Annotated in this window: 12 protein-coding genes; 7 read left to right on the top strand and 5 right to left on the bottom strand. The window is 59.6% G+C overall.

All coding sequences use genetic code 11. The features are described from left to right. Positions 1-9: 9 nt before the first annotated feature. Both JNL86_18285 and JNL86_18280 read left to right on the top strand, forming a co-directional pair. Positions 10-339: a DMT family protein gene (locus JNL86_18285; GenBank protein ID MBL8044863.1), complete on the top strand. Its 330-nt coding sequence runs from the start codon at positions 10-12 to the stop codon at positions 337-339. A 223-nt stretch (positions 340-562) separates the two neighbouring features. Next, complete coding sequence (locus JNL86_18280) at positions 563-991, top strand: DUF3015 family protein (GenBank protein ID MBL8044862.1); 429 nt, start codon at positions 563-565, stop codon at positions 989-991. 168 nt (positions 992-1,159) lie between these two features. Here JNL86_18280 and JNL86_18275 read toward each other — a convergent pair whose 3' ends face one another. Next, a complete protein-coding gene (locus tag JNL86_18275; protein MBL8044861.1) occupies positions 1,160-2,074 on the bottom strand; it encodes a hypothetical protein in 915 nt (304 codons plus the stop codon). Positions 2,075-2,320: 246 nt separating this feature from the next. Here JNL86_18275 and JNL86_18270 point away from each other — a divergent pair, with 246 nt between their 5' ends. The 5 genes from JNL86_18270 (at position 2,321) to JNL86_18250 (ending at position 11,961) form a co-directional block, all read left to right on the top strand. Then, on the top strand, positions 2,321-4,813 hold the full coding sequence (locus tag JNL86_18270; GenBank protein MBL8044860.1) for an ATP-binding protein: 2,493 nt from the start codon (positions 2,321-2,323) through the stop codon (positions 4,811-4,813). Positions 4,814-4,958: 145 nt separating this feature from the next. Beyond that, positions 4,959-10,088: a PAS domain S-box protein gene (locus JNL86_18265; GenBank protein ID MBL8044859.1), complete on the top strand. Its 5,130-nt coding sequence runs from the start codon at positions 4,959-4,961 to the stop codon at positions 10,086-10,088. Then, entirely contained in the window at positions 10,081-10,719 is a 639-nt protein-coding gene (locus tag JNL86_18260) for a response regulator transcription factor (protein ID MBL8044858.1), read from the top strand. The genes JNL86_18265 and JNL86_18260 overlap by 8 nt, the downstream gene beginning before the upstream one ends. A gap of 159 nt (positions 10,720-10,878) precedes the next feature. Next, positions 10,879-11,559, top strand: a complete 681-nt coding sequence (locus JNL86_18255) for a response regulator transcription factor (GenBank protein ID MBL8044857.1) — start codon at positions 10,879-10,881, stop codon at positions 11,557-11,559. Positions 11,560-11,577: 18 nt separating this feature from the next. Beyond that, complete coding sequence (locus JNL86_18250) at positions 11,578-11,961, top strand: response regulator (GenBank protein ID MBL8044856.1); 384 nt, start codon at positions 11,578-11,580, stop codon at positions 11,959-11,961. A 105-nt stretch (positions 11,962-12,066) separates the two neighbouring features. On the opposite strand, the gene JNL86_18245 is transcribed toward JNL86_18250, so the two are convergent. The 4 genes from JNL86_18245 to JNL86_18230 all read right to left on the bottom strand — a co-directional run bounded on the left by JNL86_18245 (position 12,067) and on the right by JNL86_18230 (position 24,863). Then, on the bottom strand, positions 12,067-16,062 hold the full coding sequence (locus JNL86_18245) for a patatin-like phospholipase family protein (GenBank protein MBL8044855.1): 3,996 nt from the start codon (positions 16,060-16,062) through the stop codon (positions 12,067-12,069). A 312-nt stretch (positions 16,063-16,374) separates the two neighbouring features. Next, positions 16,375-16,932, bottom strand: a complete 558-nt coding sequence (locus JNL86_18240; GenBank protein MBL8044854.1) for a TIGR00645 family protein — start codon at positions 16,930-16,932, stop codon at positions 16,375-16,377. 169 nt (positions 16,933-17,101) lie between these two features. Next, positions 17,102-19,966 carry a PAS domain S-box protein gene (locus tag JNL86_18235; GenBank protein ID MBL8044853.1) on the bottom strand — a complete coding sequence of 955 codons (2,865 nt, stop codon included), beginning with the start codon at positions 19,964-19,966 and terminating at the stop codon, positions 17,102-17,104. 16 nt (positions 19,967-19,982) lie between these two features. Then, complete coding sequence (locus tag JNL86_18230) at positions 19,983-24,863, bottom strand: PAS domain S-box protein (protein MBL8044852.1); 4,881 nt, start codon at positions 24,861-24,863, stop codon at positions 19,983-19,985. Positions 24,864-24,885: the final 22 nt, after the last annotated feature.

Genomic DNA, 24,885 nt, shown 5'->3' with positions numbered 1-24,885 from the left:
AGGAGGCCCATGCACACCATTCTTTTACTGACCATCTCCAACATCTTCATGACCTTCGCCTGGTATGGGCATCTGAAATACAAAGAGTCGCCGTTGTGGATGGCGATTCTGGCGAGTTGGGGCATCGCGTTCGTGGAGTACTGCTTCCAGGTTCCCGCCAATCGTATCGGCCATTATGAATTCACCGCGGCGCAGCTCAAAACGATACAGGAAGTGATTACGCTTATCGTGTTCTGCGTCTTCTCGGTCGTCTATCTCAAGGAAGAGCTGAAATGGAATTATCTGGTTGGGTTCGGCATGATGATCGGCGCCGTCTTTGTCGTGTTTAAAGAATGGTGACGGTGTCGGGCATTTTGTGACCGGCCGTTCCCTTGCGGTTTCTGAATAGTTCGCACTCCAGCTTCCTCTCAAGACCAGACGTGTTTCACCCACAGCGTTCTCGCCAGGAGCGTATTCCCGGTTCCTCCAGGGTAATCACCAGGGGCACTGTTCCTGCTCGCCCGCTATAAGTGAACAGGAAGCGCTGTTCAACTTGCCGGGAGTGAGCGGGAAGGAGGTTCGTATGGCATCAACACAATCCATGCGCCACCTGGGTGTGACTCTGTGGGTCCTGGCCGTCGGCTTGTCGGTTGGGGCCTGTAACACCACCAAAGCCACGGTCGATACGACCGTCAATTTTTTCTCCAGCACGAGCCCGAATGAACTCTTTACGTCCGATGGCATGATCGTGAAGGAACAGAAGATCAATCTATTTGCAGGGGTGGCATACGAAAATCTCAGGCAGGAAGCGGCAGCAGGTGGCGGGCAATATGTGAGCGCCTTGGCGGCTCTGTATGACATCCCAGTCAGTAGGCAAGCCGAATTCGGACAGGTCCTGCAACGGAAGCATGCCGACCTATTTGTGGCGGATCTTGAACAAGATTACCGCGCACATCTGAACATGGTCGCGGCTTTGAATCGCGAGCTTACGGCGGCGGCGTTCTTACCGTGAGCTACAGCTCACAAGGAGGGGTCCATGGGACCGATGGGCAAAGGGTTCATCCTCTGGTTGTTGGGCGTCCCGGCCAGCATTCTCGTGCTGCTCTGGTTCGTGGGTGTTTTGCGGTAGGTTCAGGCTGAGGTGGTTACGTGAGCCTGTCAGCGTGAACGCCACTGACCTTCAGTGAAACCAGCGATCGTACAGATAGAACAGATCGAGTGTCAGGCGGGCGCCGAAGGTCGGACCATAGTCTTTTTGATTGATGAGATCGTTCCACGTTTCGAAGGTGAAGGCAGAATAACGCAGCGCCAGTGAGACGAATCGTTCTTCCAGCGCATCTCCTCGATGGTCCACGAACAGTCCGGAATCGACGGTCACGGCGAGTTCGATTTCCCAGGGCGTCGAATCCTTCCAGTGCTGATAGTTGCCCAATCCCACTGATGCCTGCGCGAGATAGGATTGCGGGGCGACCTGGTGAAACGCCGCGCCGCTGAAGGGGCGGCCGTAGCGCCCCAGTGCGGACACGCGAAGATAGTCGCCGAGGAACGGGATCACGCCCAAGATGGCCAGACGTCGAAAGCCGGCTTGTACGTAGGGTTCGTAGTACAGTGAGCCGCCGGCGCCGCCCACTCCGGCAAAGAAGACGTCACTGGTTCCCAGGATGCCGAACCAGCGCGTCATCGTGCCGCTCAGCATGAAGTCATTGGCGTCACGCTTCTCGCCGACCGGGACCGGGTCAAAGCCGCGTAATTTGTGGACGACATCATTCTGTAGGAACCGGCTGGGGCCATCCCTGGTCGGCCCGCCACCCGCCGTGAGATTGAGATTCCAGCCGGGTAACTGCGAGAGGGGCTTCGTCCAACTCACCGTAAAAAAGTTGAAGCCCATCGTCTGATGCATATCGTTGTAGCGTTTGCCGGCGCCGTCGAATTCCGTGAAGCGATCCAGCACAGCCGTGCTCAGGGTCAAGGTTGGGTCATGGTCCGGAAAGGCGATGGCGCCCCAGTGCACGCTTTGGGGCGGAGCCTCGGCCAGGGCGAGACCAGGAAGCCCAAAGAGGGCCAGCGCGAGCGAGATGATCCAGTGACGATGCATGTCAGCTGCATCCTGCCAGTGAGCCAACCGATTTCGCAATTGAATTAGTACGCGAGGGGTGAACGTGAGGACCGGTTGCCGTGCGGAAACCGATGCGTGAACGGCTTGCAGTCCGTGCCCCTGCTTACTAGAATGCCGGTCGACATTCCGCAGCGTTCTGCGATTCCTGCTGGCTCCACTGGGGGATCATCTATGCCGCCGAAAAAGACAGAGACGAAGGCCAAAGCCGTGGCCACGACCGACAGCATCCTCGGTGCGTCCGCGCCAGATCCGTCGAGCGCAGGGGCCGCTGATTTCGAGAAGCTCGGGGTGTTCTATCTCGGTCGACCGTACGATCTGGCCGCGAAGAAAGCCAAGCCGGGATGGCTGCTGTATGACTCCAAGGATCTGGTGACTCATGCGGTCTGCGTCGGCATGACGGGAAGCGGCAAGACGGGGCTGTGCGTCGGGCTGCTGGAAGAAGCCGCGATCGACGGGATTCCCGCTATTGTCATCGACCCCAAGGGAGACCTCGCGAACCTGCTGCTCACGTTTCCGCAACTTCGAGGTGAGGACTTTGCCCTCTGGATCAATGAAGACGATGCACGCAAGAAGGGACTTGCGCCTGCCGACTACGCGGCACAGCAGGCGGCGCTGTGGGAGAAAGGGTTGGGTGAATGGGGACAAAGCGCCGCGCGTATCCAAACATTGAGAGATGCCGCCGACTTCGCCATCTACACGCCGGGGAGCAATGCGGGATTGCCGGTGTCGATTCTGAAGTCGTTTGCCGCGCCGCCGCCCGAGATGCTGGATGATGCGGAACTCCTGCGCGAACGGATCGGCACGACGGTGACCAGTCTCCTGGGTTTGATCGGTTTGCAAGCTGACCCGATCAAGAGCCGTGAACATATTCTCCTGTCGTCGATTCTCGACAGCGCCTGGCGGGCGGGGCGAGATTTGGATCTGGCCGCGCTGATTCATCAGATTCAAGCGCCGCCGCTGGTGAAGGTCGGGGTGTTGGATCTGGAATCGTTCTTTCCGTCGAAGGAGCGGTTCGCGCTGGCCATGCAACTGAACAATTTGTTGGCTGCGCCGGGATTTGCCGCTTGGATGGAAGGGGAACCACTGGACGTCGGACAGATGCTGTACGGGGCGTCCGGGAAGCCACGGATCGCCATTTTTTCGATTGCGCATTTGAATGATGCAGAACGGATGTTTTTTGTCTCACTGTTGCTGAATCAAACGTTGGGCTGGGTTCGTTCGCAATCCGGCACGACCAGCCTGCGGGCGATTCTCTACATGGACGAAATTTTCGGCTACTTCCCGCCTGTGGCCAATCCTCCCTCCAAGGCGCCGCTGTTGACCCTGCTCAAGCAGGCACGGGCGTTCGGGCTGGGTGTCGTATTGGCGACGCAAAATCCGGTCGATCTCGATTACAAGGGATTGGCCAATACCGGCACCTGGTTCATTGGTCGGCTGCAAACGGAGCGCGACAAGGCGCGGGTGATCGAGGGGCTGGAGGGTGCGGCAGCCAGTAGCGGGAAAAGGTTTGATCGCCAACAGATGGAGCAAACGCTGGCGGGGCTCGGGAACCGGGTGTTTCTCCTGAACAATGTCCACGAGGATGCGCCGGAAGTCTTCCAAACTCGCTGGACCTTGTCGTACCTGCGCGGCCCGCTGACGCGGACACAAATCAAGCAATTGATGGCGCCGATGCGAAGCGCGCACCCATCTGCCGGTCTGTCGGGTCGCGCCGCGCAGGTAGCGGGAGTGTCGCGATCGGCACAGGAGGGGACGCACGCGGCGGCGGCCCGTCCGATCGTGCCGCCCGATGTGCCGCAATATTTTGTACCCTTGCGGAGCGCGCAGCCTGACACGGCCGCACTCGTCTATCAGCCCATGGTGCTCGGGGCGGTTCAGGTGCGGTTTGTGGATACTAAAGCGGCGGTTGATACGACGAACGAGCTGACGCGCCTGGCGGCGATCGGGACCGGCGCGATTCCGCTGGAATGGGAACAGTCGCACCTCGCGGAGATCGCCTTGGCCGATCTGGAGCGCGAACCGGTCGACCGTACCAAGTTCGAGCCGCTCCCCGGTATCGCGAGTCAGGCCAAACAATATGAGGTCTGGAAGAGTGCGCTCTCAGGTTGGATCTATCGTACGCACACGCTCGAACTCTTTCGCAGCCCGAGTGCGAATGCCTTGTCGCGGCCTGGTGAATCGGAACGCGATTTCCGGGTGCGACTCCAGCAGGCCGGGCGTGAGCAACGTGATCAGCAAAGCGACGCCCTGCGGAAAAAGTATTCGCCCAAGATTGCAGCCCTCCAAGATCGTATCCGGCGCGCGGAGCAGATGGTCGAGCGGCAACAGGCGGAATCCCGAAGCAGTCAGTTGCAAGCAGCGATTTCCGTCGGTGCGACGATCTTGGGGGCGTTCCTGGGACGGAAGACGATCAGCGCGACCACGATCGGCAAGGCGACGACCGCGATCCGTGGTGCGGGCCGGGCCATGAAGGAATCGAAGGATGTGAGCCATGCCGAAGACAATGTCGCGGCCCTGCAACAACAGTTGTCTGATCTTGAATCGCAGTTCAACGCCGAAACCTCCGCGTTGGCGGCTGCGACTGATCCGCTGACGGAAACACTCGACCGCATCATGCTCAAGCCCAGCAAATCCAATATCGCCGTCAAACTCGTGGCACTGGTTTGGGTTCCTCATTGGCGCATGACCGATGGCACGTCACTCCCTGCCTGGTCATAGCGCTGCCCCCGCACAGGTCACTGAGAGAGCCAGATGGCTCCCCTTGTCCCGGATGGCCCTATTCGATGCGGGGTATTTGTGGTAAGACTCTGGGCGAAATCAGCGTACACCAATCCTTCGGGTATTTGCGCGTGGGACTGCACGTATGGCGACGCACGCCCCGCCTTCCGACGACATGGCCCGTGTAGCTGCCTTGTTGCGCTACCGGATTCTCGACTCTCCCCCGGACACCGCCTTCGATGACTTGGCGCATCTGGCTGCGGCGTTGTGCCGTGCGCCGATCGCGGTCGTCACGTTCATCGACCGGGACCGGCAGTGGTTCAAAGCCACGGTCGGCCTGGCTATAACCGAGACCGTCCGTGACGCCGGTCTGTGTGCGTTCACCATCCAACAGACGGAGTTGGTGACGATTGAGGATGCACAGGCCGATCCGCGCTTTTCCACCCATCCGTTGGTCATGGCGGAACCGCGAGTCAGATTTTACTGTGGAGCCCCGATTCTGACCCCCGACGGATACGCAGTGGGCACGATCGCCGTCATGGACGTGGTGCCTCGCAGGACGACCGACGAGCAAGGTGAAGCGTTGCGGCGAGTGGCTCGACAGGCCGGGGCGCAGTTGGAATTGCGAAGGCTGAGAGTCGATCGTTCGATCCTCGATGAGCATGTACTGAGCGAGATGATCGCGAGTATGGCAGACGCGGTCTTCGTCACGGACTGCAGCGGGCGTGTGCGACACGTCAATCATGAGACGGAAGTGCTTCTCAACCAGACTTCCTCCGAACTTGCCGGCCGGTTGCTGCACGACTGTGTCCATCGTCATGAGCAGAGCGCTGCATCGTGTTCGGATGAACCCTGTCGGCTCGCGCGTGCGTGTGTTCTGCCGGTGAAGAGCCAGAGTCCGGATGACGTGTTTGTCGGATGCGATGGCTCAGCCTTGCGGGTCAGGTGGACCGTGGCGCCGCTCATTCGTGACGGAGAGTGGATCGGCGGCATCGTTTCGGTACGGGATCTCACGGCGCAGAAGCGCAGTGAAGAAGCCTTGGGCGTGATGGCCGGGACCATCCGCTCGACAGGCGTGGCATTCCTGCGGCAGCTCGTGGAAACGCTGGCGCATGCGATTGAGGCGGACTATGCGTTCTGTATTCGACCCCTTCCCGGTCGGGATCGCGCCAGGACCGTTGCCGGTCGTGGGCCGGATGGGCCGCTGGAACAGGTAGAGTATGACTTGGCGGGGACACCGTGCGAGCACGTCCTGACCGAAGGATTCTGTCACTATCCGGCCGACGTGCAAGCCACATTCCCTCAGGATGATCTGCTTCGTCATCTCTCCATCGAGTCCTATATGGCCTTGATGCTTCCCTCACCGAGCGACGAGCCCATCGGGTGGCTTGCCGTGCTCGCCAGCAAACCGTTGAAGGATCCCGTCTGGGCGGAATCGCTGTTGCGCATGGCTGCCGGCCGCGCCGGCAGTGAGTTGGGGCGATTCCTCGCCGAGCAGCAACTCAAAGCGAGCGAAGAGCGCTATGCCCTGGCCGTGCGAGGCACCTCCGACGGGATCTGGGATTGGAATGTGCTCACCGGAGAGGCGGTGCATTCCGCCCGTTGGAAAGCCTTGTTGGGGTTTGCTGAGGATGAATTGCCGGATCTCGCGTCTTCATTCTTCGATCGGGTGCATCCGGATGACCTGGCGCGCGTGCGGACCGAGACCCAGAACCATTTCGAACGTCGGGTGCCCTTTGATGTGCAATGCCGGGTGCGTCACAAGGATGGAAGTTATCGATGGCTTCAATCGCGTGCGCAGGCGCTGTGGGATGAACAGGGCCGTCCCTATCGCATGGTCGGGGCGACGACCGACATTACCGAACGGAAACAAGCCGAGGAAGATGCGCGACGCTGGCAACAGGTGTTTGAACAGGCGGAGTTCGGGCTCGCCCATGCCGATTTGGTTTCGGAGACCTTCCTGGCGGTCAATCGAGCGTTTGCCCGGCAATCCGGATACACGGTGGAGGAACTGATCGGTCGGCCCGTTCTGTCAGTCTACGCTCCCGAGGCACGCGCGGCGGTTCAGGAGCATTGCACGCTCATCGGCCAGGAGGGGCATCTCCTCTTCGAGTCCGTTCAACAGCGCAAGGACGGCTCGGTGTTTCCGGTCTTGGTCGAGGCCATGCTCATCAGGGATGCGCATGGACGGCCCCATTCGCGTGTCGCCTATGTGAAGGACCTCACCGAGCTGAAACAGGTGGAGGCGAAGCGGCAGGAAGGGGAGACGCACCTCAGTCTCGCGCTGGCCGCGGCAGGAGAAGGTACCTTTGATTGGAATGTGGCAGAGGATCGCACCATCTTTTCTCCCAGGGGGATGGAGATTGTCGGCTTCCGCCCAGGTGATCTTACGTCGTATGCGGCCTGTCTCGAGCGTATTCACCCGGAAGACCGTGAATGGGTGGCACAACGATTCGAGGATTGCCTCAGGATGCATCGCGACTACGAGGCGGAGTATCGGCTCAGGCTTCCCACGGGGGAGGAACGATGGGTGTTGGCGAAGGGGCGAGGGCTTCCGGACCGCCAGGGGCGGGTCACTCGTGCCATCGGCGTCTTATTGAATATTACGGAGCGGAAGCGGGTGGAAAATGCGCTCCGTCGTAGCGAGGAACGCTTTCGCGCCGCCTATCGGAATGCGACGATTGGGATGTCGATCGCGGATGTCACCGGACGGTTATGGGAGGTCAATCAAACCCTCTGCACAATTCTCGGTTATTCCGAGGAGGAACTCCTCACGCGTACCTATCAGTCCCTGACGCATCCGGATGACTTGGGCCAGAATCTCGAACGGGTGCGGAATCTTTTGTCGGGAGAACTGGCCTGTGATGTATTTGAAAAACGGTACATCCGAAAAGACGGGCGCATCATTTGGGCCCACGTGGGACTCTCGGTCATCCGGGACGAGGCGGGGCATGCGCTGCACGTATTGGCGATGGTGCAGGACATCACAGAACGAAAGCGGACCGAGGAGGCCCTGCAGTTAGCCAAGTACACTGTCGATCATGCGACGGAGGCGATCTACTGGGTCGGGTCAAACGCTGAGCTGTTGGATGTCAACGATGCCGCGACGGTGATGCTGGGGTATTCGCGGGAGGAACTTCTCGGGATGACGGTGCATGACCTGAACTCAGACTTCCCAACCGAGGCCTGGCCGAGCTATTGGGAAGAAACCAGGGCTCAGGGGAACGTGTCGTTTGAGAGTCGTCATCGCACCAAGGACGGCCGGCTCATTCCGATCGAAGTCGATGTGAATTTCATGTACTACAACGGACGGGAATGCCATTGCGCCTTCGTTCGTGATGTGACTGAGCGGAAGCGGGCCGAAGGTGCACTACGCACCAGTGAAGAGCGATTCCACTTCGCCATCGAGGCGACCAATGAGGGGCTGTGGGACTGGAACGTCAAGACCAATGCCGTCTACTTCAGTCCTCAGTGGATCCGCCTGCTCGGGTATCGACCCGAGGAGGTTACCGGGTCGACGGCTTTCTTCTACGAGATTCTGCATCCGGAGGACACCCCACGCATGACAGAGGTGCTCCAGGCGCATCTGGATGGCCGCACGCCCGTGAAGGAACTCGAAGTTCGATTACGCCACAAGTCCGGGGAATATCGATGGTATCTCGACCGAGGCAAAGTTGTCGCCAGAGACATTGACGGGCAGCCCTTGCGCATGGTCGGTACCATTGCCGATATCACTGAGCGCAAACAGGCGGAGCGGGAACTGGCGGAAGCCTTGAGTAATTTGCAGACCATTATGGAAACCGTTCCCGATGTGATTTTTGTGCTGGATCTGGAAGGCCGTCTCAGCAAATGGAACCGTCGATTGGAAACGGTCACCGGGTATACGCATGAGGAGTTGTTGGGAAAATCGGCATTGGAGATGGTGCCCACGTCGGAGGCGGAACCGACCAGCGCGGCCATTCAACAGGCGTTCGAGGCCGGCTATGCGGAGTTGGAGGGCCATCTGCTCACCAAAGACGGCCGTGCGATTTTGTATCACTGGAATGGCGCCCCCTTCACGGATTTACACGGCCGGGTGGTCGGGATTACCGGGGTTGGTCGGGACATCACCGACCGAAAGCAGACCGAAGCCCTGCTCCGGTCCAGTGAGGAGCGGTTCCGTCTGGTCGCTGAGGCTACCAACGACATCTTGTGGGATTGGGATTTGCTCACGGGTGGTCATTGGTGGAGTCCCAACGCCTGCGACAAGTTCGGGTATGATCCGCGAACGGAGACAAGCATCGACGCGTGGAGCAACCGGTTGCACCCGGAAGACAAAGAACGGATTCTCGGCATGGTGAGTCAGGCCATCCAAACAGATGTCAGAACGTTCGTTGCTGAATACCGTTTTCTCCTGGCCGACGGCACGTATGGAAACTTCCTGGATCGGGCCCATATCGTACGGAACGAGGCTGGCGTCGGCGTACGTATGATCGGAGCGATGATCGATGTCACGGCCCCTCGGCGAGCCTATGCCTCCCTGGAAGAGGCGTATCGACGATTCCAGGCCATGTCTCAGGAATTGCATATGGTGGAGTCCAACGAACGCCGACGATTGTCACGCGAATTGCACGATGAAGTCGGTCAATTGCTGACCTCGCTCAAGTTCGATCTGGCGTCGGTCAAGCGCAGCGTCGCGGGTCGATCGACTGCGGCGGCCGGGCGTGGCCAAGATCGCTTGGCTCGCGCGCTGGAGACGACAGATCTTTTGTTTGCGCGCCTGCGCCAGATTGTTCGGGTCCTTCGCCCTCCGGTCCTAGAAGAACTGGGGCTCAAGGCCGGTCTGGAAGCGATGATCGCGGACGTGCAGGCGCGGACCGGCCTGCGCTGTTCGCTGGTGTTTGAGCAGGCGCACCGTCGTGCAGGGCGCCTGCCCACACTGGAGACGGCCTTCTATCGGATTGTTCAGGAACTACTGACCAATGTGACTCGCCATGCACATGCCACGACCGTGTCCATCCTGGTTCAGCGGAGTCGGCGGGAATGGCGGTTGACCGTCACAGACGATGGTGTCGGATTTGATGTTGAGGGTCTGTCTCCGATGGCCGGATTCGGGCTACGGGGCATACGGGAGCGCGTGGAGATTCTTGCGGGCCGGGTTGAGATTCACTCGCGAATGGATTCCGGCACGACGGTCGAAGTGTGTATTCCAGTCGGTGCCGTGCCCGACGAATCTGCCGGAAGCGACGTGACGTCAGCTCCGGCTCCACGACGGAGGAAACCGGTTCATGAATAGCTGTCGATGCCTGATTGCGGATGATCATCCGATCGTACGCAGGGGAGTGCGAGAATTGTTGGAGGAGGAGCAACTGTGCTCAGAGATCTGTGAAGTACGCACCGGCGAGGAGGCCTTGGATGCCGTTCGGCGTCTGCCCTGGGATCTGATGATTCTGGACATCGCTCTTCCTGACAAGCACGGGCTGGAGGTGTTGAAGGAGGCCAAGCTTCTGCAGCCTCGCCTCCCGGTGCTCATGTTAAGTCTCTATCCGGAAAAAGAATTCGCGATGCGTGCGATCAAAGCAGGAGCCTCGGGGTATTTGACGAAGCAGAGTGCGCCCTCCGAGCTGCTGGCGGCCGTTCTGCGGGTGTTACAAGGAGGTCGGTACATTACGGCGGCCTTGGCCGAACAGATGGCGAGCGCGATCGAAACCGGCGCGGATGAATCCTTACACGCCAGCTTGTCGGATCGTGAACTGCAGGTGCTTCGATTGCTGGGGCAGGGCAAATCGGTCTCCATGATCGCGGAGGAGCTTCGCCTCAGCGTGAAAACCATTAGTACCTATCGGGCCAGGATTCTGCAAAAACTGTCGTGTGAAAGCACCGGTGAGCTGATCCGCTACGCGATTGAAGCCCGACTGATCGACTAGTCTCGACACCTCCCTTCAGTCTGGCTGAGGGGCCTGTCTCTTGCCTGTCAGCCGAATGCTGACAGGCGAATCCATCTTCTGCCGATATTCCTACGCGCGTCATCCGCCGAGACTATATCCGAAAAAATTGCCGAACGATTGGCGATCGGAGAGAGGGTGATGGACGCGCAGCACCTGTACCGCATTGTTTTGATTGATGATAGCCGCATGGCCCGCCTTGGGCTGAGGGAGCAGCTGAATCGTACGGCGGAGTTCCGGCTCGTTGGCGAGGCCGGCTTGATGGCAGAGGGCCTCGCATTGGTGGAGAAACTGACGCCTGATCTGGTGTTGCTGGATATTAGTTTGCCCGATGGCTCGGGGGTGCACGCATGCCGGAGGCTGTTGGCTGGGAATCCGGATACACGGGTGCTCATCCTCAGCGTCTACGACGACCCCACCGTCATTCGCGAAGCGGTCGCAGCCGGCGCTCAAGGGTACGTGTTGAAGGATACGCCGGTGGCGATGTGGCGGGAGACGATGCGACGGGTGGCCGGTGGCCGGACGGCGCTGGGGCCGCAGTTGCTCGGTACCGTCATGATGGAAGTGCGGGATATGGCCAGCGGGCTGTCGACAGCCTGCATGGCCGAACTGTCACCGCAAGAGCGACGTCTGTTCCCTCTGGTGGCGGAAGGCAAGACGAACAAAGAGATCGCCGTTGCCCTGTCGCTCTCCGATAAGACGGTGAAGAATTACATCTCCAACATGTATTCCAAGTTAGGCATCACGCGACGTTCGCAGGTGGCAACGCTCTATGCGAGAACATTGCCGAGCGGGGGGATTTCAGCCGAAGACTGTGCCTGACGCGGAAGCGAGGTGTTGGTGGCGCTGATTCTAGTTGCGGACGATGATGAGAAAGTGTGTCGGTGGCTGCGGACCGTACTCGAAATGGAAGGGTATCAGGTCATCGAGGCCGCGGATGGACGGCAGGCACTTCGGACCATTCAGAGCCAGTCTCCCGATCTCGTCATTCTCGACGTCTACTTGCCGGTCCAGGATGGGTTGGAAACCATTCTCCGCGTGCACAGCCAACAGATACCCGTGAAGGTCCTGGCCATATCCGGGCAGGCGGTGCAGGGCTACGACATCCTCAAAATTGCGGCGATCTTCGGCGCGCATGGCACGTTGGAAAAACCCTTTAGCGTGGATCGGTTGCTGCTCGGAGTCCGGGCGTTGATTGGCCCGGCACAGCACCGCGTGGCGTGACGTCGTCTGCCAGTTCCCCACTTCCCTGGCATGCCGGTTGAGCTGGGCGCGATTGAACCCTGACGATGGATTCGTCTCTCCTCAGCGGGGTGAGGGGTTCTCGTGCTATCGCAAGATTCTTGTCATTTGGAAGCGGCTCGGATCCGAACGATCCCGTGTAAATCCCAGTTGTTCGTAGAACCGCAGCCATCCGATATTGCGAATCGACGTGCCGGCCCAGGAGGGATTGTCAGGGCCCAAATCGACGCTCAGGCTGTGGCCTTGGTAGGCTGCAGTCAGTTCGGTGATGGCGGTGCCGAACAGCCGGTGTCCAAGTCCCAGTCCGCGGTAGGCCGGGCGAACCCACCCGTACAATCCAAGCCGGTGCCCTGACACAGACAGGCGGGTAGCTGTGACAATCGCCAGGATCTCGCCGGGGCCGACCGGTCCTGCCTGCGAGTCGAGTGCCGGGAGACGCATTTGCCAGGCGGCACGTCGCGGAGGTTGTTCCGTGACCTCCTCCAGGGGGAGGGGCTGCGTGAGGACGTGGATGAAGGATTGTACATAGTCCGGTACGGATGCCCACTCGATCGTGAGTTCCCGAAACAGTGACGTCAGATCGTCGGTCTTCCCGAGTGGTTCCAGCCGGGCGACCTCGTCGATCGAGAGATTGAGATGCTGCTCCGCGAACCGCACGAATTGCTGACTGTACATGCCGCACAAGGCGGGCCAGAAGAGGCGGAATGTCGCCGAAGAGGTCCATCGACGGAACAGGTTCATCCATCCGCGGTTCAGCGCGTGCCCGTGGAACTCCTCCAACTTCACCGCGAGATAGACCTGCTCCATGAGCTGAATTTGTAGATTGCAGGTATGTAAGGCCGCACGGGGATTCGCCGTGATCGTTCCCGGATCCATCCCAAACACGGAGCAGAGCTCCGGGTACATCTCCAGATCGTAGCGCAGCAAGTCCGGATCGTCCCGCAACAGTCGTTCGAGGTCTTTGAGATCGTCCGTTTCGCCCAGGAAAGACTCCTGCATGCCCGATGGGGTCGTCATCCAGTGGGAGCGCAGCGCATGACAGAGGTGTGAAAACTCCTGCTCGCGTTGTTGGAGTGCCGGTCGCAAGACCTGTTGGGCGACATGCTCCCCGAGGCGTCGATAGGATTCGAATTGCGCCTCGTCGAAGAACTGATCGGAGGTCGACTCGTGGGGGAAGGCCGGATGGCGTGCCGCATAGTCCTGCACATCCGTGGGTTCGCTGCCGGTCAATGACGGCTTGAGGTAGACCAGCGTACCGGCGGTGGCATTGTCATCGACCTTATCGTAACGGATCGTGCCGATCGCATGGTGGCGGGCGCTGGTTCCGGTGTCGGCCGAGCGCGTGATCTGGTCGAGGGCGATCTCGATATCGATCCCCAGGTCGATCCGGATTTTGCGGATGGCGTTGCCGAAATCCTCGAAGGCCAGGCGGGGGTCGCAGCCGGCATCCACGACAAGGATGCAATGGCACCGGCGGCGCACCATTTCATAGAGTCCGAGATTTTCGAAATGGCCTCCGTCTGACAGATAGACGTAGGGATGGCAGGCATCGGTGAGCCCGAACGCTTCCGCCAGCAGCGGACGGATCGAGAGCGTGGGTGAGGCTTGATGGTAGGTCGTCATGCCGGCTGGTCCTGGATTGCCCAGCCACCAGCCGAGGCGAATATTGAAGAGGGCCAGAAGGAACGTCACGGCGGAAGAGGAATGGTAGCCCATGTTGGGGCTGGCGGCGGCGCCTGAGATGGCCAGCGCCGTCCCGAGCGATAGAGGCTGGCCGATGTAGCGGTTGGCTCCATATTCTTCTGAACGACGATACCCCAGATTCCAACTGCCGCTGTGGAGAGGACTGATGGTGAACGACTGAGCCTTCCGCTGCTGCCAGGCCAGGTTGTCGCCTTTCACGAGATTGAGGGCGATGTTGATCATGTGCAAAGGGCCGGGACTCTGTTCGTAGAGTCGATTCACGAACAGAGCGGCAAACCAGCTGATCGCGTCCCGACCCGCAGGGGTGTCCGGCAACTGCAAGGCGGTGAGGCGAGCCAGGCAGGCCGGGCCGAGCCGGAGTTGTTGCGCGGCCTCGCTCAGACGTTTGCGAACTGGTGTCTGCGTCAGATCCTGGGGTAGTTGTTCCCGCAGCATCTGCTGTTGATCGGGTGTCGGGTGTGGCAGTTGGAGGTAGCGGGCCAGGGCCTGCATCGTCTGCTGCCGTGTCTCCTGCGTGAGGAACCACCGGGCGAGGCGCACCTCGTCGAATCGCATGTCGCTCATGGCCGGGTTATCGAGGTTGTCGAATCCGGTAAAGGGATTGAAGGTCTGATCGCGCTCGGTGTGTACGCGGGACGCGCCGAGATAGGCTCGAATGAGACGGTTACGATACATCGCATGGAGCGAGAACCGGTTGATGTTGATAAAGACGGACATCAGCAACCCGAGCACGATCACGGTCGCCGTGAACCGGAACAGCAGCCATTGAGGCGTATTATGGAGGACTTGGTCGTGGCCCCAGGGATCGGTCCAGATTCCGAGTCCTGTCAGTTTCGGTTCTGCGAGATCGTTCAGATGTGTTCCATACTGGTGAGCGAACAGGTCTAATTGCCAACTGGTGCCGAGCGCCAAGGCGATGAGGACGCAGAGCATGAACAAGGGTGCGGCCGCGCGCACCGCCATATCAGTGATTGTGGTGACGTGTGACCGTTCTTCCTGTTGCTGAGCCGTGGTTCGTGAACTGAATCCCAGAATCAATGTAAGAAGGCCGGACAAACCGCCGACCGAGGCGGCGACCTGTGGTGTCATCCAGTGAATCAGTCCTGGTCCGAAGATCACGATGCCGGACAGTCCCATCCACATAATCATCACGATCAGGATCCAGGAACCGGTGCGCCCCCACCACTCACGATCCTGCTCTTCCGTGAATCGGCTGGCGAGGCCGATGAAGATCGTGGCGGTCAGCAAGAAGACAGCCAGGACCCCAGGCACCGCGAGGAAGGCGAACCATTCGGCATATTGTGCCACCCCTGAGTCGCCCGGCAGCTTGGCCAGGGCTCCGCGCAGGAAGAATCCGCCCAACGCACCGGTGGCGGCCACTGCGAGGGTTTCCCAGACCAGCCACTTCGTCATGGCTTTGAATCGTGTGAGCGTGATGGCGGAAAAGAGCCAGCTCCCGGTGTGCAGGAAGGCGCCGCCGAGGACCGTTTGGCCGACGGTGATTTGGTCGAGGGTGCCGCCGTTATTGCGAAACCAGGCCCAGGCGGTGGTGAGGCAGCCGACTGAGAGGATCAAGGGTGCCAGGCATGCGCGGAGAAACCACGCTTGTGTCTCCAGCGTTTGCAGCCAGCTATCACGCCGGTATTCGCGTAGCGTAGGACGGCAGAGGTGCAGATAGATCAACGCGATGACGGCGAGCCCGAGACCGACCATGAACAGGGCCGGATTGGCCCAGCCGGGGAGGGGTGCCTTTTCGAGATTGAGTTGTGTGAAGGCGATGATCCAGCGTGGGCCGAGGAGCGGGACCATGAGGAGGGGAATCAGCACCATCCAATTCAAGGCCAGGTTGCGCAGGTAGATCCCCAGAAGGGTCCAGGAGTCTGCAGAAAAGAACCCCAGACGAGGACTGAGGTAGTTGCTGTAGTTCCGAAGCCAGCGGACCGGTGGCGAGGCTTCGGCTGCGCCGGTAGGTGGCGTGTGGTTGAGGTCTTCCATCACGCCCTGCAGGCCGCGCGGGTGGCGATGGGCCCAGGCTGTCAGCCAACTGCCGATGTATCCGCCGCCTGAGACGGTGGATAGATAGTCGAACTTGTCCAGGAGTTGCAACCTGGCCAGCGATTGCAGAACCCCTAGCCCGAAGGTCGCACTCCGTATGCCACCCCCGGAGAAGCACAGCCCTGCCTGTTTCGGGTGGCGACCGTGGATATATCGACGGAGTTCCTCGATCACCTCGTTGTCCAGCGTACCGTCCGTATTCTTCCTGGCGAGGACCTTAACCGAGTGGTCGTCCGGGAAGGGGCCGTCCAGCAGTTCGGCCTCCTCGACGAGAATGTCGGCGAGCGAGAGCGGGGGACCGGATGTCGGGCTGTGTTTGGTCATGGCGACTCCAGGCCTCTCAGGAAATCGGGTGGACACTCATCTGCGCAGTGGTGAGCCTCAGTTCGGGACCATCGGATGAGAAAAGGCAAGGCACATGCCGCATGTGTCACGCGGGACCGGCGCCATTGTGGAAAACACGACGGCGCTGTTGCTGTAGGAAACGGCCATGGCTACGAGTGAATGCGTAGAGCGGTATGGGAAGGGCTTATCGAAATCGATACAGCGCGTATCTCAAATGATACGCGAGGGGCTCGTCGATGCGTCGAGAGAGTTCGGGGCTGTCAGGTCCCGCTCACCTTCGACAGGATGTGGTCAGTGTTTGCGGTCCCGCTGCATCAATTTATCGGTATAGGCCAGGAAGATGGCCGAACCCAGGAACGTCAGGTGGATGAAAATTTTCCACTTGATGTGTTCGGGATTTTCGTTCGTGACGTCCACAAAGGCCTTGAGGAGATGAATGCTGGAGATTCCGACGAGTGACGCGGCGAGCTTGATCTTGATGGTGCCGGGGTCCACGTGGGTCAGCCATTCGGGACGATCCGGGTGGGTGTCCAAGTCGAGCTTGCTGACGAAGGTCGCGTAGCCGCCGATGATGACCATGGTCAACAAGTTGGCGACCATGGTGACGTCGATCAACGACAAGACACCCAGCATGAATAGCGTTTCGGTCTCCTCACGGAAATGGACGACCATGTGCCAGAGTTCCGTTAGGAACTTGGCGGCATAGAGCAATTCGGCGACAATCAGTCCACCGTAGAGAGGCGCCTGAATCCAGCGGCTGCCGAAGATCAGGGTTTCGAAAAGCTGCTCGACGCGATGGACCGAAGTAGACGGTGGGGTCGAAGTATGGGATGGAGACGGATGACTCACGCGTGTACGGACCCTCCTTGTTGAGGGGGTATCCTAGTGGGCGCGTGGACTTCTGTCAATCGGGAGATCGCGGGTCATATGCATGGTGGCGGCCGGATGGAAGGATGCGGCGGAGGAAGCCGAGCCGCTGTGATTGGGGCTGGTGGTGAGGTGTGCTGACGAGTGTCGACTAGCCGGTTCTTGTGGTGTCACCATGGCCGGAAGCCTTCGGTTCTTCCGATATGGCATCGGGCAGCCAATGCGCGACCTTGGCTCGCAATTCGGAGGCGATGATCGGCTTACTGATGAAGTCATCCATGCCTGCTTTGATACAGGCTTCGCGGTCGCCGGCCATGGCATTGGCGGTCATGGCAATGATGAGCAGATGCGTGCCCGGTTGCTCCTGAGAGCGAATCAACCGGGTTGTTTCGAATCCGTCGAGCTCCGGCATCTGACAGTCCATGAACACCAAGGGGTAGGGATGTCGACAGATGGCGGCCAATGCCTCCATGCCAGTGCCGGCGAGATCCACACGACAACCCAGCTTCTCGAGCATTTTTACGGCCACGCGCTGATTCACGGGGTTGTCGTCCACCACCAATACCCGCTGGATCGTGCAGGCTTTTGCTTCCGTGAGGGTGTGACGCGTAATCAACTGCGTCTTGTCATCTTCCTGCCCGTTTCGTCCAAGTGCTAAGCGCATGCAATCCGCCAGATGACGCTCGCGAATCGGTTTGGTCAAATAGGCGGCGGCCCCCACCTCTTTCGCGAGCACGCTGTCACCGCGCTGCCCGGAGGCTGTGAGCAAGATGACGTGGGTGTGGCGTATCTGCGGGTCCTCTTTGATCAGGCGGCAGAGTTCGAGTCCACTCATATCCGGCATGTGGACATCGACGATGGCGATGTCGAAGGGCGTGCCTTCCTGGGCTGCTCTGCGCAGCAAACTCAATGCCGACGGCCCATCCACGGCACTCTCGTGATGCATGTTCCAGGCAGAGACATGGTACTGGAGCAGGCTGCGATTGGTCGCATTGTCGTCCACCAGGCAGACTCGAAGGCCGCTGAGACTCTTCACCGGGAGCGGAGGGGTTACGGGGGCCGAGCCTTCTTTGGGTGTGCCGAACTTCACCGTAAACGAAATGCAGGTTCCGAGTCCCGGTGCTGATTGCAGCCCGATCTGTCCCTGCATCAATTCCACCAGTCGTTTGCAGATCGAAAGGCCAAGTCCGGTGCCGCCGTATTTGCGAGCAGTCGAGCTATCGGCTTGTGAGAAGGCTTGGAACATCTTTGCCTGGGCTTCCGGGGTGAGGCCGATCCCGGTGTCGATGACCTCAAATCGCAGTGTGACGGATCCTGCGCTTTCATCCGTTTGCTGGACTTGAATCAAGACCTCGCCCTTCTCGGTAAACTTAATGGCATTGCCGACCAGGTTCGTCAAAATTTGCCGAATGCGCCCGGGATCGCCGATGACGGTGCGAGGCGTTTGCGCGTCGATGAGTCCGACCAGTTCCAACTGCCGTCCCTGCGCGGTCGGAGCCAGGATGTCCAACGTGTCTTCAATAGTCATGCGAAGATCGAACGGGATTTGTTCAATAGTGAATTTGCCCGCCTCGATTTTCGAGTAATCCAAAATATCGTTGATGATCCGCAGCAGGGATTCTCCGGAATGCTTGAGCGTCTCCAGATAGCTTTTTTGTTCCGGGTTCAAATCGGTGTCGAGCAGGAGCGTCGTCATGCCGATGACCCCGTTCATGGGGGTGCGGATCTCATGGCTCATCGTGGCCAGGAAGTCGGTTTTGGCCTGGCCCGCCCGCACGGCCTGATCGCGGGCTTCCGATAACTCCCAGTTCTTCCATTCCAAATCCTGGGTGACTTTCGACAGGGCCGTCTCCGAACGTTTGCGCGGGGTGATGTCGACGATCGATGCGAGCGCCAGTTTGCCGGCAGGGGTATCGATCGGATTCAGGCCGAGTTCGACGGGGAACTCGGTGCCGGTTTTGTGCAGGCCGAACAATTCCCGCCCGGCTCCCATGATCCGTGAGGAGGGCGCGGCGAAATAGCCGGTGCGATGCGCGGGATGGCCGTGGCGAAACCGTTCGGGGATCAACATCTCGACCGGCTTGCCCAGCATTTCCTCCCGCGTGTAGCCGAACATCTGTTCAACTTGCTTGTTGACGAGAGTCATTTTCCCCTGTTGATCGATCATCAGCATGCCGTTCGGCGCGGATTCCACGACCTGCTGGAACTGTGCTTCAGCCTGCTTGCGGGAGGAGATGTCGCGCACGATGCCGGTGAATTTCTGTGCGCCATCGACGATCATCTCGCTCACGGCGAGTTCGATGGGGAACGAGATTCCGTTGCTGCGAAGACCCAGCACCTCGCGGCCGATGCCGATCACTTTCTTCAGGCCGGACGATAAGTAGTTGTTGAGATACTGGTCGTGTTCCGTATGGTAGGGGTCGGGCATGAGTAGTTTGACGTTTTGCCCAAGGAGTTGCTCCGGAGCATATCCGAACATGCGGGTGACCGCGGGGTTCACGGATTCGATGATCCCCCGGTTATTGATCACGACGATGCCGTCCACGGCCGTGTCGACAATTGCGCGTAGCCTCGCCTCGCTGCGGTGCATGGCGGCTTCGGCCTGCTTCAGGTCCGACACGTTGATGTGCATGACGACGGCCCCATAGCTCTGGTGCCCCTGCATGGGCGTGACGATGAGGCGGAACCAGCGGCGGAGGAAGGGGCTCGAGCTTTCGTATTCGTAGGAGAAGGCGCGAATGGTGCCGTCGAGGATGTGACGAATGCCCTGCGCGACGTGAACGGCGTCGGGGTTGGGGGCAGCTGCATCACAGACCTGTAGATAATTCAGGCCGACACCGTAGGCATCGCCGACGAAGCCGTTGGCTGCAGCAAATCGTTCCCAGGCTTCATTGACCGCGAGAATCGTGCCGCGGGCATCCAAGACTGCGATGTTGGCCGGCAACACATGCAGGATGTTCGGGTCCAGAGCCGGTTCCGGCTGCCGTTGCCTAGGACGAAGTGGATGGACGGACATGACAAATATTCCTTCTCTAGCCCGTGGTGCCGTTCTTGACGGCGCGATCTCCGAGCCAGGTCTCCAGCACCGTCTGCAGTTCTTTGGGTCTGACCGGTTTGGCCACATAGTCATCCATTCCGGCAGCCAGGCAGCGTTCGCGGTCTCCCTGCATGGCATTGGCGGTCATGGCGACGATGGGTGTATGAGCAGATTTACCCTCCATCTTTCGGATCAAGGCCGTGGCCTCGAATCCATCGACTTCGGGCATTTGGCAGTCCATGAAAATCAGCGGGTAGGGTGCCCGTTCGTGGGCGGCGACCGCCTCCTGGCCATTGCTGGCCACGTCGACCCGATAGCCAAGTTTCTCCAGCATTTTGCACGCCACCTTTTGGTTGACGGGATTGTCCTCCGCCAGTAGCAGACGGGGCGTTGTGGCCGTATGGGTTTCGGCCAGGGTATGCCGTGTGATCAACGGCGGCATGGACGATGTCGCCGCGGCCTGTGGCGGGCACAGCAACTGACAGAAGCATTCGAGCAATTGTGTGAGTCGGATCGGTTTGGTGAGGTAGGCGTCGATGCCGAGTTCTTGGGCGGTGCCTCCGTCGCCTCTCCGTCCGACCGTGGTAAGAATCACTAATCGCATGCCGGCGGTTGACGGATCCTGCTTGAGCCGTGTGGCCGTGTCGAATCCATCCAGGCCGGATAGATGGCGTTCGATCAATGCCAGGTCGAAAGGCTTCTGGGCGGCAACAGCCTTTCGTGCTAACTCCATGGCTTTCAGTCCATTTTGGGCTTCACTGCACACGAGTCCATTCGCCCCGAGGGCCTGATGCATTGCCTCCCGAGCGGTATCGCAGGGATCTACCAGGAGAATGCGTCGGCCATGCAGTTGGCTCCAGGAAAACGACGACGGTGGAGTCGCGATCGACGTCTCGGGGAGTTTCGCCGTGAACCAGAACGTACTGCCTTGTCCGGCTTGGCTCTTGACGCCGATTTGGCCCTGCATTTGCTCCACCAGTCGTCGGCTGATGGCGAGCCCCAGACCTGTCCCGCCAAAGCGGCGAGTGGTGGAGCTGTCGGCCTGCGTGAAGGCCTGGAACAATCGCGTCTGCACATCCTCGGGAATGCCGATGCCGGTATCAGTGACGGTGAACCGTAGGAAGTCCCTTCCACTCTGTATGTCCCGCGTGACGTAGAGGAATACTTCACCTGCAGAGGTGAATTTGATGGCATTGCCGATCAGATTGACGAGAATCTGACGGATGCGGCCAGGATCGCCGATCGCTCCGGTCGGCACGGCAGCATCCACCAGCCCGATCAACTCAAGCCCTTTGCTCTGTGCCTGTTCCGCGAGGAGGTCGATTGAATCCTCCACGGTCATTCGAACATCGAAGGGAATCTGTTCAAAATGGAGTCTGCCGGCCTCAATCTTCGAGAAGTCGAGAATATCGTTCACGAGGGTCAACAGGGCGTCGCTGGAACGGCGGACGGTATCGGCATATTCATGCTGTTCGGTCGTGAGGGCGGTATCGAGCAAGAGACCCGTCATGCCGATGATTGCGTTCATTGGGGTACGGATTTCATGGCTCATCGTGGCCAAAAAGTCAGCCTTAAGCTGGGCGGCCTGCAGGGCTTCATCTCGTGCTTGCGCAAGTTCAATATTCTTACGTGCCAACTCGCGGGCGGCCTGCAGGGCTTCATCTCGTGCTTGCGCAAGTTCAATATTCTTACGTGCCAACTCGCGGGCGGCCTGCGTGAGAGCGTTCTCCGCAGCCTTTCGGCTGGTGATATCTTTGCCGATCGCCAGGAATCCGCTCATCGCGCCGGTACTGTCACGGAGCGCGGTAATGCTCACCAAGACGGTCAGGTGCTCCCCGTCTTTTCTGCGGTAGGTCCATTCCCGTTGATCAACTCCGCCATGAAGGGCCTCTTCGAACAGGGCCGCGACGTTCTGGATAGGGCGCTGGTGCAGGCGGCTCAGTTCATCGGCGCGATGGTCGAGTTCCTCCCGCAGATGAAGGAAGCCCAACGAATGTTGCCCGACCATTTCCATGGCCGAGTATCCGAGGAGCGTCTCAGCGCCGGTGTTAAAGGTGGTGATGATTCCTTCGTTATTGGTGGCGACAATGGAGACATTCGTCGCACTATCGAGGATGGTTTGTAGCTGCAGGTTGGTGGCGACCAGCGCACGCTCCAAGTCCTTGCGAGCCCGGATATCAGTTGCAATGACCTGGATGGCCAGCGTGCCTTCGAACATGATCGGGGCTGCCGCCACTTCCACGTCGATGGGCGAACCATTGAGCGCAATGAACCGTTCTTCTATGAGGGGGACGGCCTGCTTTGTCTCGAGGATGGATGCGATCCGCTGCAGCGCCTGTTCCTGCGAGTCTGGGTGAATGATTTCGAGCACTTGCTTGCCGAAGAGCTGCGACGGGGCGATGGCGCCCAGTAACTTAGCGCAGGCCTGGTTTGAGAACACGATCCGGCCTTTGCAATTGACGAAAATGGCATGAGGAGAGAGTTCCACGAGCGCGCGATGTCGGAGTTCGCTCGCGCGAATCTGTTCCTCCATCTGTTTGGAGGCGCTGATATCGAGGGCGATGCCGGCGATCCGGTACGTTTCCCCGGCGGCGTTCTTGATCACAAAACTGCGATCCCTGATCCAGCGGATTCGTCCGCTCGGCGTGATGATCCGGTATTCTTCGTCATACGGCAGATGTGCCTGACAGGCGGCCGCGATGGATACCCGTTTTTGGTCGTCCGGGTGAATATGATCGAGCCAGAAGAGGGGATTCGTATACAACACCTCTCGGGGAGATTCCCAAATCGTCTCGAAGGCAGGACTGACGTAGAGGACGTGGCGTTTGTCCGGCGTCGTGAGCCAAAAGACCGCATCAATGGATTCCGCTAATTGGCGGAACCGCTCTTCGCTTTCCCGAACCGCTTCCTCCATGCGTTTCCGCTCGGAGATGTCACGAATCATCCCCGTATATTTCTTCGAGAAGCCGATTTGCATCTCGCTGACGGAGACGTGGATGTCGATCTGAGTGCCGTCCTTTCGCACGGCCAGCACATCGCGCCCCTTGCCGATAATTTCCCGTTTCCCGGTGATCAAATAATTCGCGAGGTATTCGGAGTGGTGCTCGCGGTAAGGGGACGGCATGATGATGGAAATGTTCTTTCCGATGAATTCATGCGCCTCATAGCCCAACAGTTTTAACAACGCAGCGTTGGCGGTTTCGATCTGTCCTCGGTCGTCGATGACGACGATGCCTTCGATCGCGCTCTCGAAAATCGACCGCATTCGGGTCTCGCTGTCCCGCCAGGCCGATTCGGCGCGCTTGTAGTCGGTAATATCCTGCACGGTTCCGGTCATGCTGATCGGTGATCCGTCGGGTTCCCGACGTACGATTCCACGACAGTTGATGTGGCGCAGCTCTCCACTCGGACGAATGATGCGGCATTCGATGTTGTAGCGGGTATCGTATTTGAGGGTCTTGGCGACGGCCTGTTCCACCCGTTCGCGATCGTCGGGGTGGAGTGCCGCCAAGAATGTGGCGTAGGTCGGCCTGGTGTGGGCCGGGTCGATGCCAAAAATGCGATACTGCTCATCCGACCAGCGCTCCACTCCGCTGGTGATCTCCCATTCCCAGGACCCCAGATGCGCGAGGGTCTGGGCTTCATCCAGCGCGTCTTGTTTCACCTGGATGGCTCGCTGTGCGCGGGCCTGTTCCGCTTCGAGCTCTTTTCTGTTGGAGATATCGAGGTGCAGACCCGTGGCACGCAATGGCGTACCCGAGGCATCCCGCTCGACGACCCGCCCACTGTCGAAGACCCAGCGCCAGGCGCCGGATTTCGAACGAAGGCGATGCTCGCTGGAGTAGGTCGGCGTGTCTCCACGAAGGTGGGCAGAGACCGCTGCCATGACGTCGAGCATGTCGTCGGGGTGTACGAGGGTTTCCCATGTGCGCACATGCGGTTCGAGTTCGTCGAGATGATACCCGAGCATGCTGGCCCAGCGTTCGTTGAACGTGACGCGCCCGCTGGGAATGTCCCAATCCCACGTGCCGATTTGAGAGCCTTGCACGATCAATTCGAGACGGTCCGCCTGCGCATTGACGGTTTGTTCGTGCACGGCGAGGAGACCTTCAAGGTCTGCGGTCGCCGAATGGGCTGAGGCGGCGGTCTGTTCCATTGTGGCAGTGGGCTTGGCAAACGGGGCAAGAGCGATTTGCGCGCATAGGGCCAGCGGCTTGAACAATTGAGCTGTTTCGTCGGAAATGTAATCCTTGCTGAAGAGAATGAGAGAGAACAGCTCTCCATCGGGCAATGGTGCGCCGAACCCGAGCACCGAGCGGATGCCGTACTTGCGTACGAACTCCTCTTGCGCCGGTACGTGTGGGCTATCGAGCGCCTCCGGGACATGGAACACGCTGCAACGATGCTCGTGTGGATCAACGAGGAGATTTTGATCCGATGCGGTGATAGGGGGCAGACTGAACTTCAATTGCCGGAACAGCTGTTGAAACATCGGGAGCCGCTCAAGCGATTTGGGCCCATTGAGCGGGATGACGCGGAATCGGCTGGACAAGGCCGGATCATTCCACCCCTCGTGGATGCCTGCGCTGCTGAGCAGGGTCAGGCACGTGAGCGATGGATTCGGCTGTTGTGGCTCAAGTTTGCGATCGACGAGTGTTTGTAATTCCGGGGCGAGGAGGTCGTAGGATGTGGTCTTAAACAAGCGGACCAGGACGCAGGCCGGATCTCCGGTCTGAGCCATCGTCAAGGATGTATAGAGATGGCGAACGAGACGGTCGGCCACCTCCTGAAGACTCCTGGCGTTTGTGCCGAGCCGTCGGAGCGCTGCTCCACAGGCAGTCATGTCCCGGAGGTGGAAGGATCGCAGGTGGTACATGCTCAAGCTGGTTCCGAGAGGG

The organism is Nitrospira sp. (assembly GCA_016788885.1).
In the GTDB taxonomy this organism is placed as follows: domain Bacteria; phylum Nitrospirota; class Nitrospiria; order Nitrospirales; family Nitrospiraceae; genus Nitrospira_A.
The sequence above is the reverse complement of the archived record's forward strand: the minus strand, read 5'-3'. Positions and strand labels throughout refer to the sequence as shown.

Coding starts and splice junctions, on each gene's coding strand:
- JNL86_18230 (MBL8044852.1), bottom strand. CDS start 24,863: ATGTACCACCTGCGATCCTTCCACCTCCGGGACATGACTGCCTGTGGA.
- JNL86_18235 (MBL8044853.1), bottom strand. CDS start 19,966: ATGTCCGTCCATCCACTTCGTCCTAGGCAACGGCAGCCGGAACCGGCT.
- JNL86_18265 (MBL8044859.1), top strand. CDS start 4,959: ATGGCGACGCACGCCCCGCCTTCCGACGACATGGCCCGTGTAGCTGCC.
- JNL86_18280 (MBL8044862.1), top strand. CDS start 563: ATGGCATCAACACAATCCATGCGCCACCTGGGTGTGACTCTGTGGGTC.
- JNL86_18255 (MBL8044857.1), top strand. CDS start 10,879: ATGGACGCGCAGCACCTGTACCGCATTGTTTTGATTGATGATAGCCGC.
- JNL86_18245 (MBL8044855.1), bottom strand. CDS start 16,062: ATGACCAAACACAGCCCGACATCCGGTCCCCCGCTCTCGCTCGCCGAC.
- JNL86_18275 (MBL8044861.1), bottom strand. CDS start 2,074: ATGCATCGTCACTGGATCATCTCGCTCGCGCTGGCCCTCTTTGGGCTT.
- JNL86_18285 (MBL8044863.1), top strand. CDS start 10: ATGCACACCATTCTTTTACTGACCATCTCCAACATCTTCATGACCTTC.
- JNL86_18260 (MBL8044858.1), top strand. CDS start 10,081: ATGAATAGCTGTCGATGCCTGATTGCGGATGATCATCCGATCGTACGC.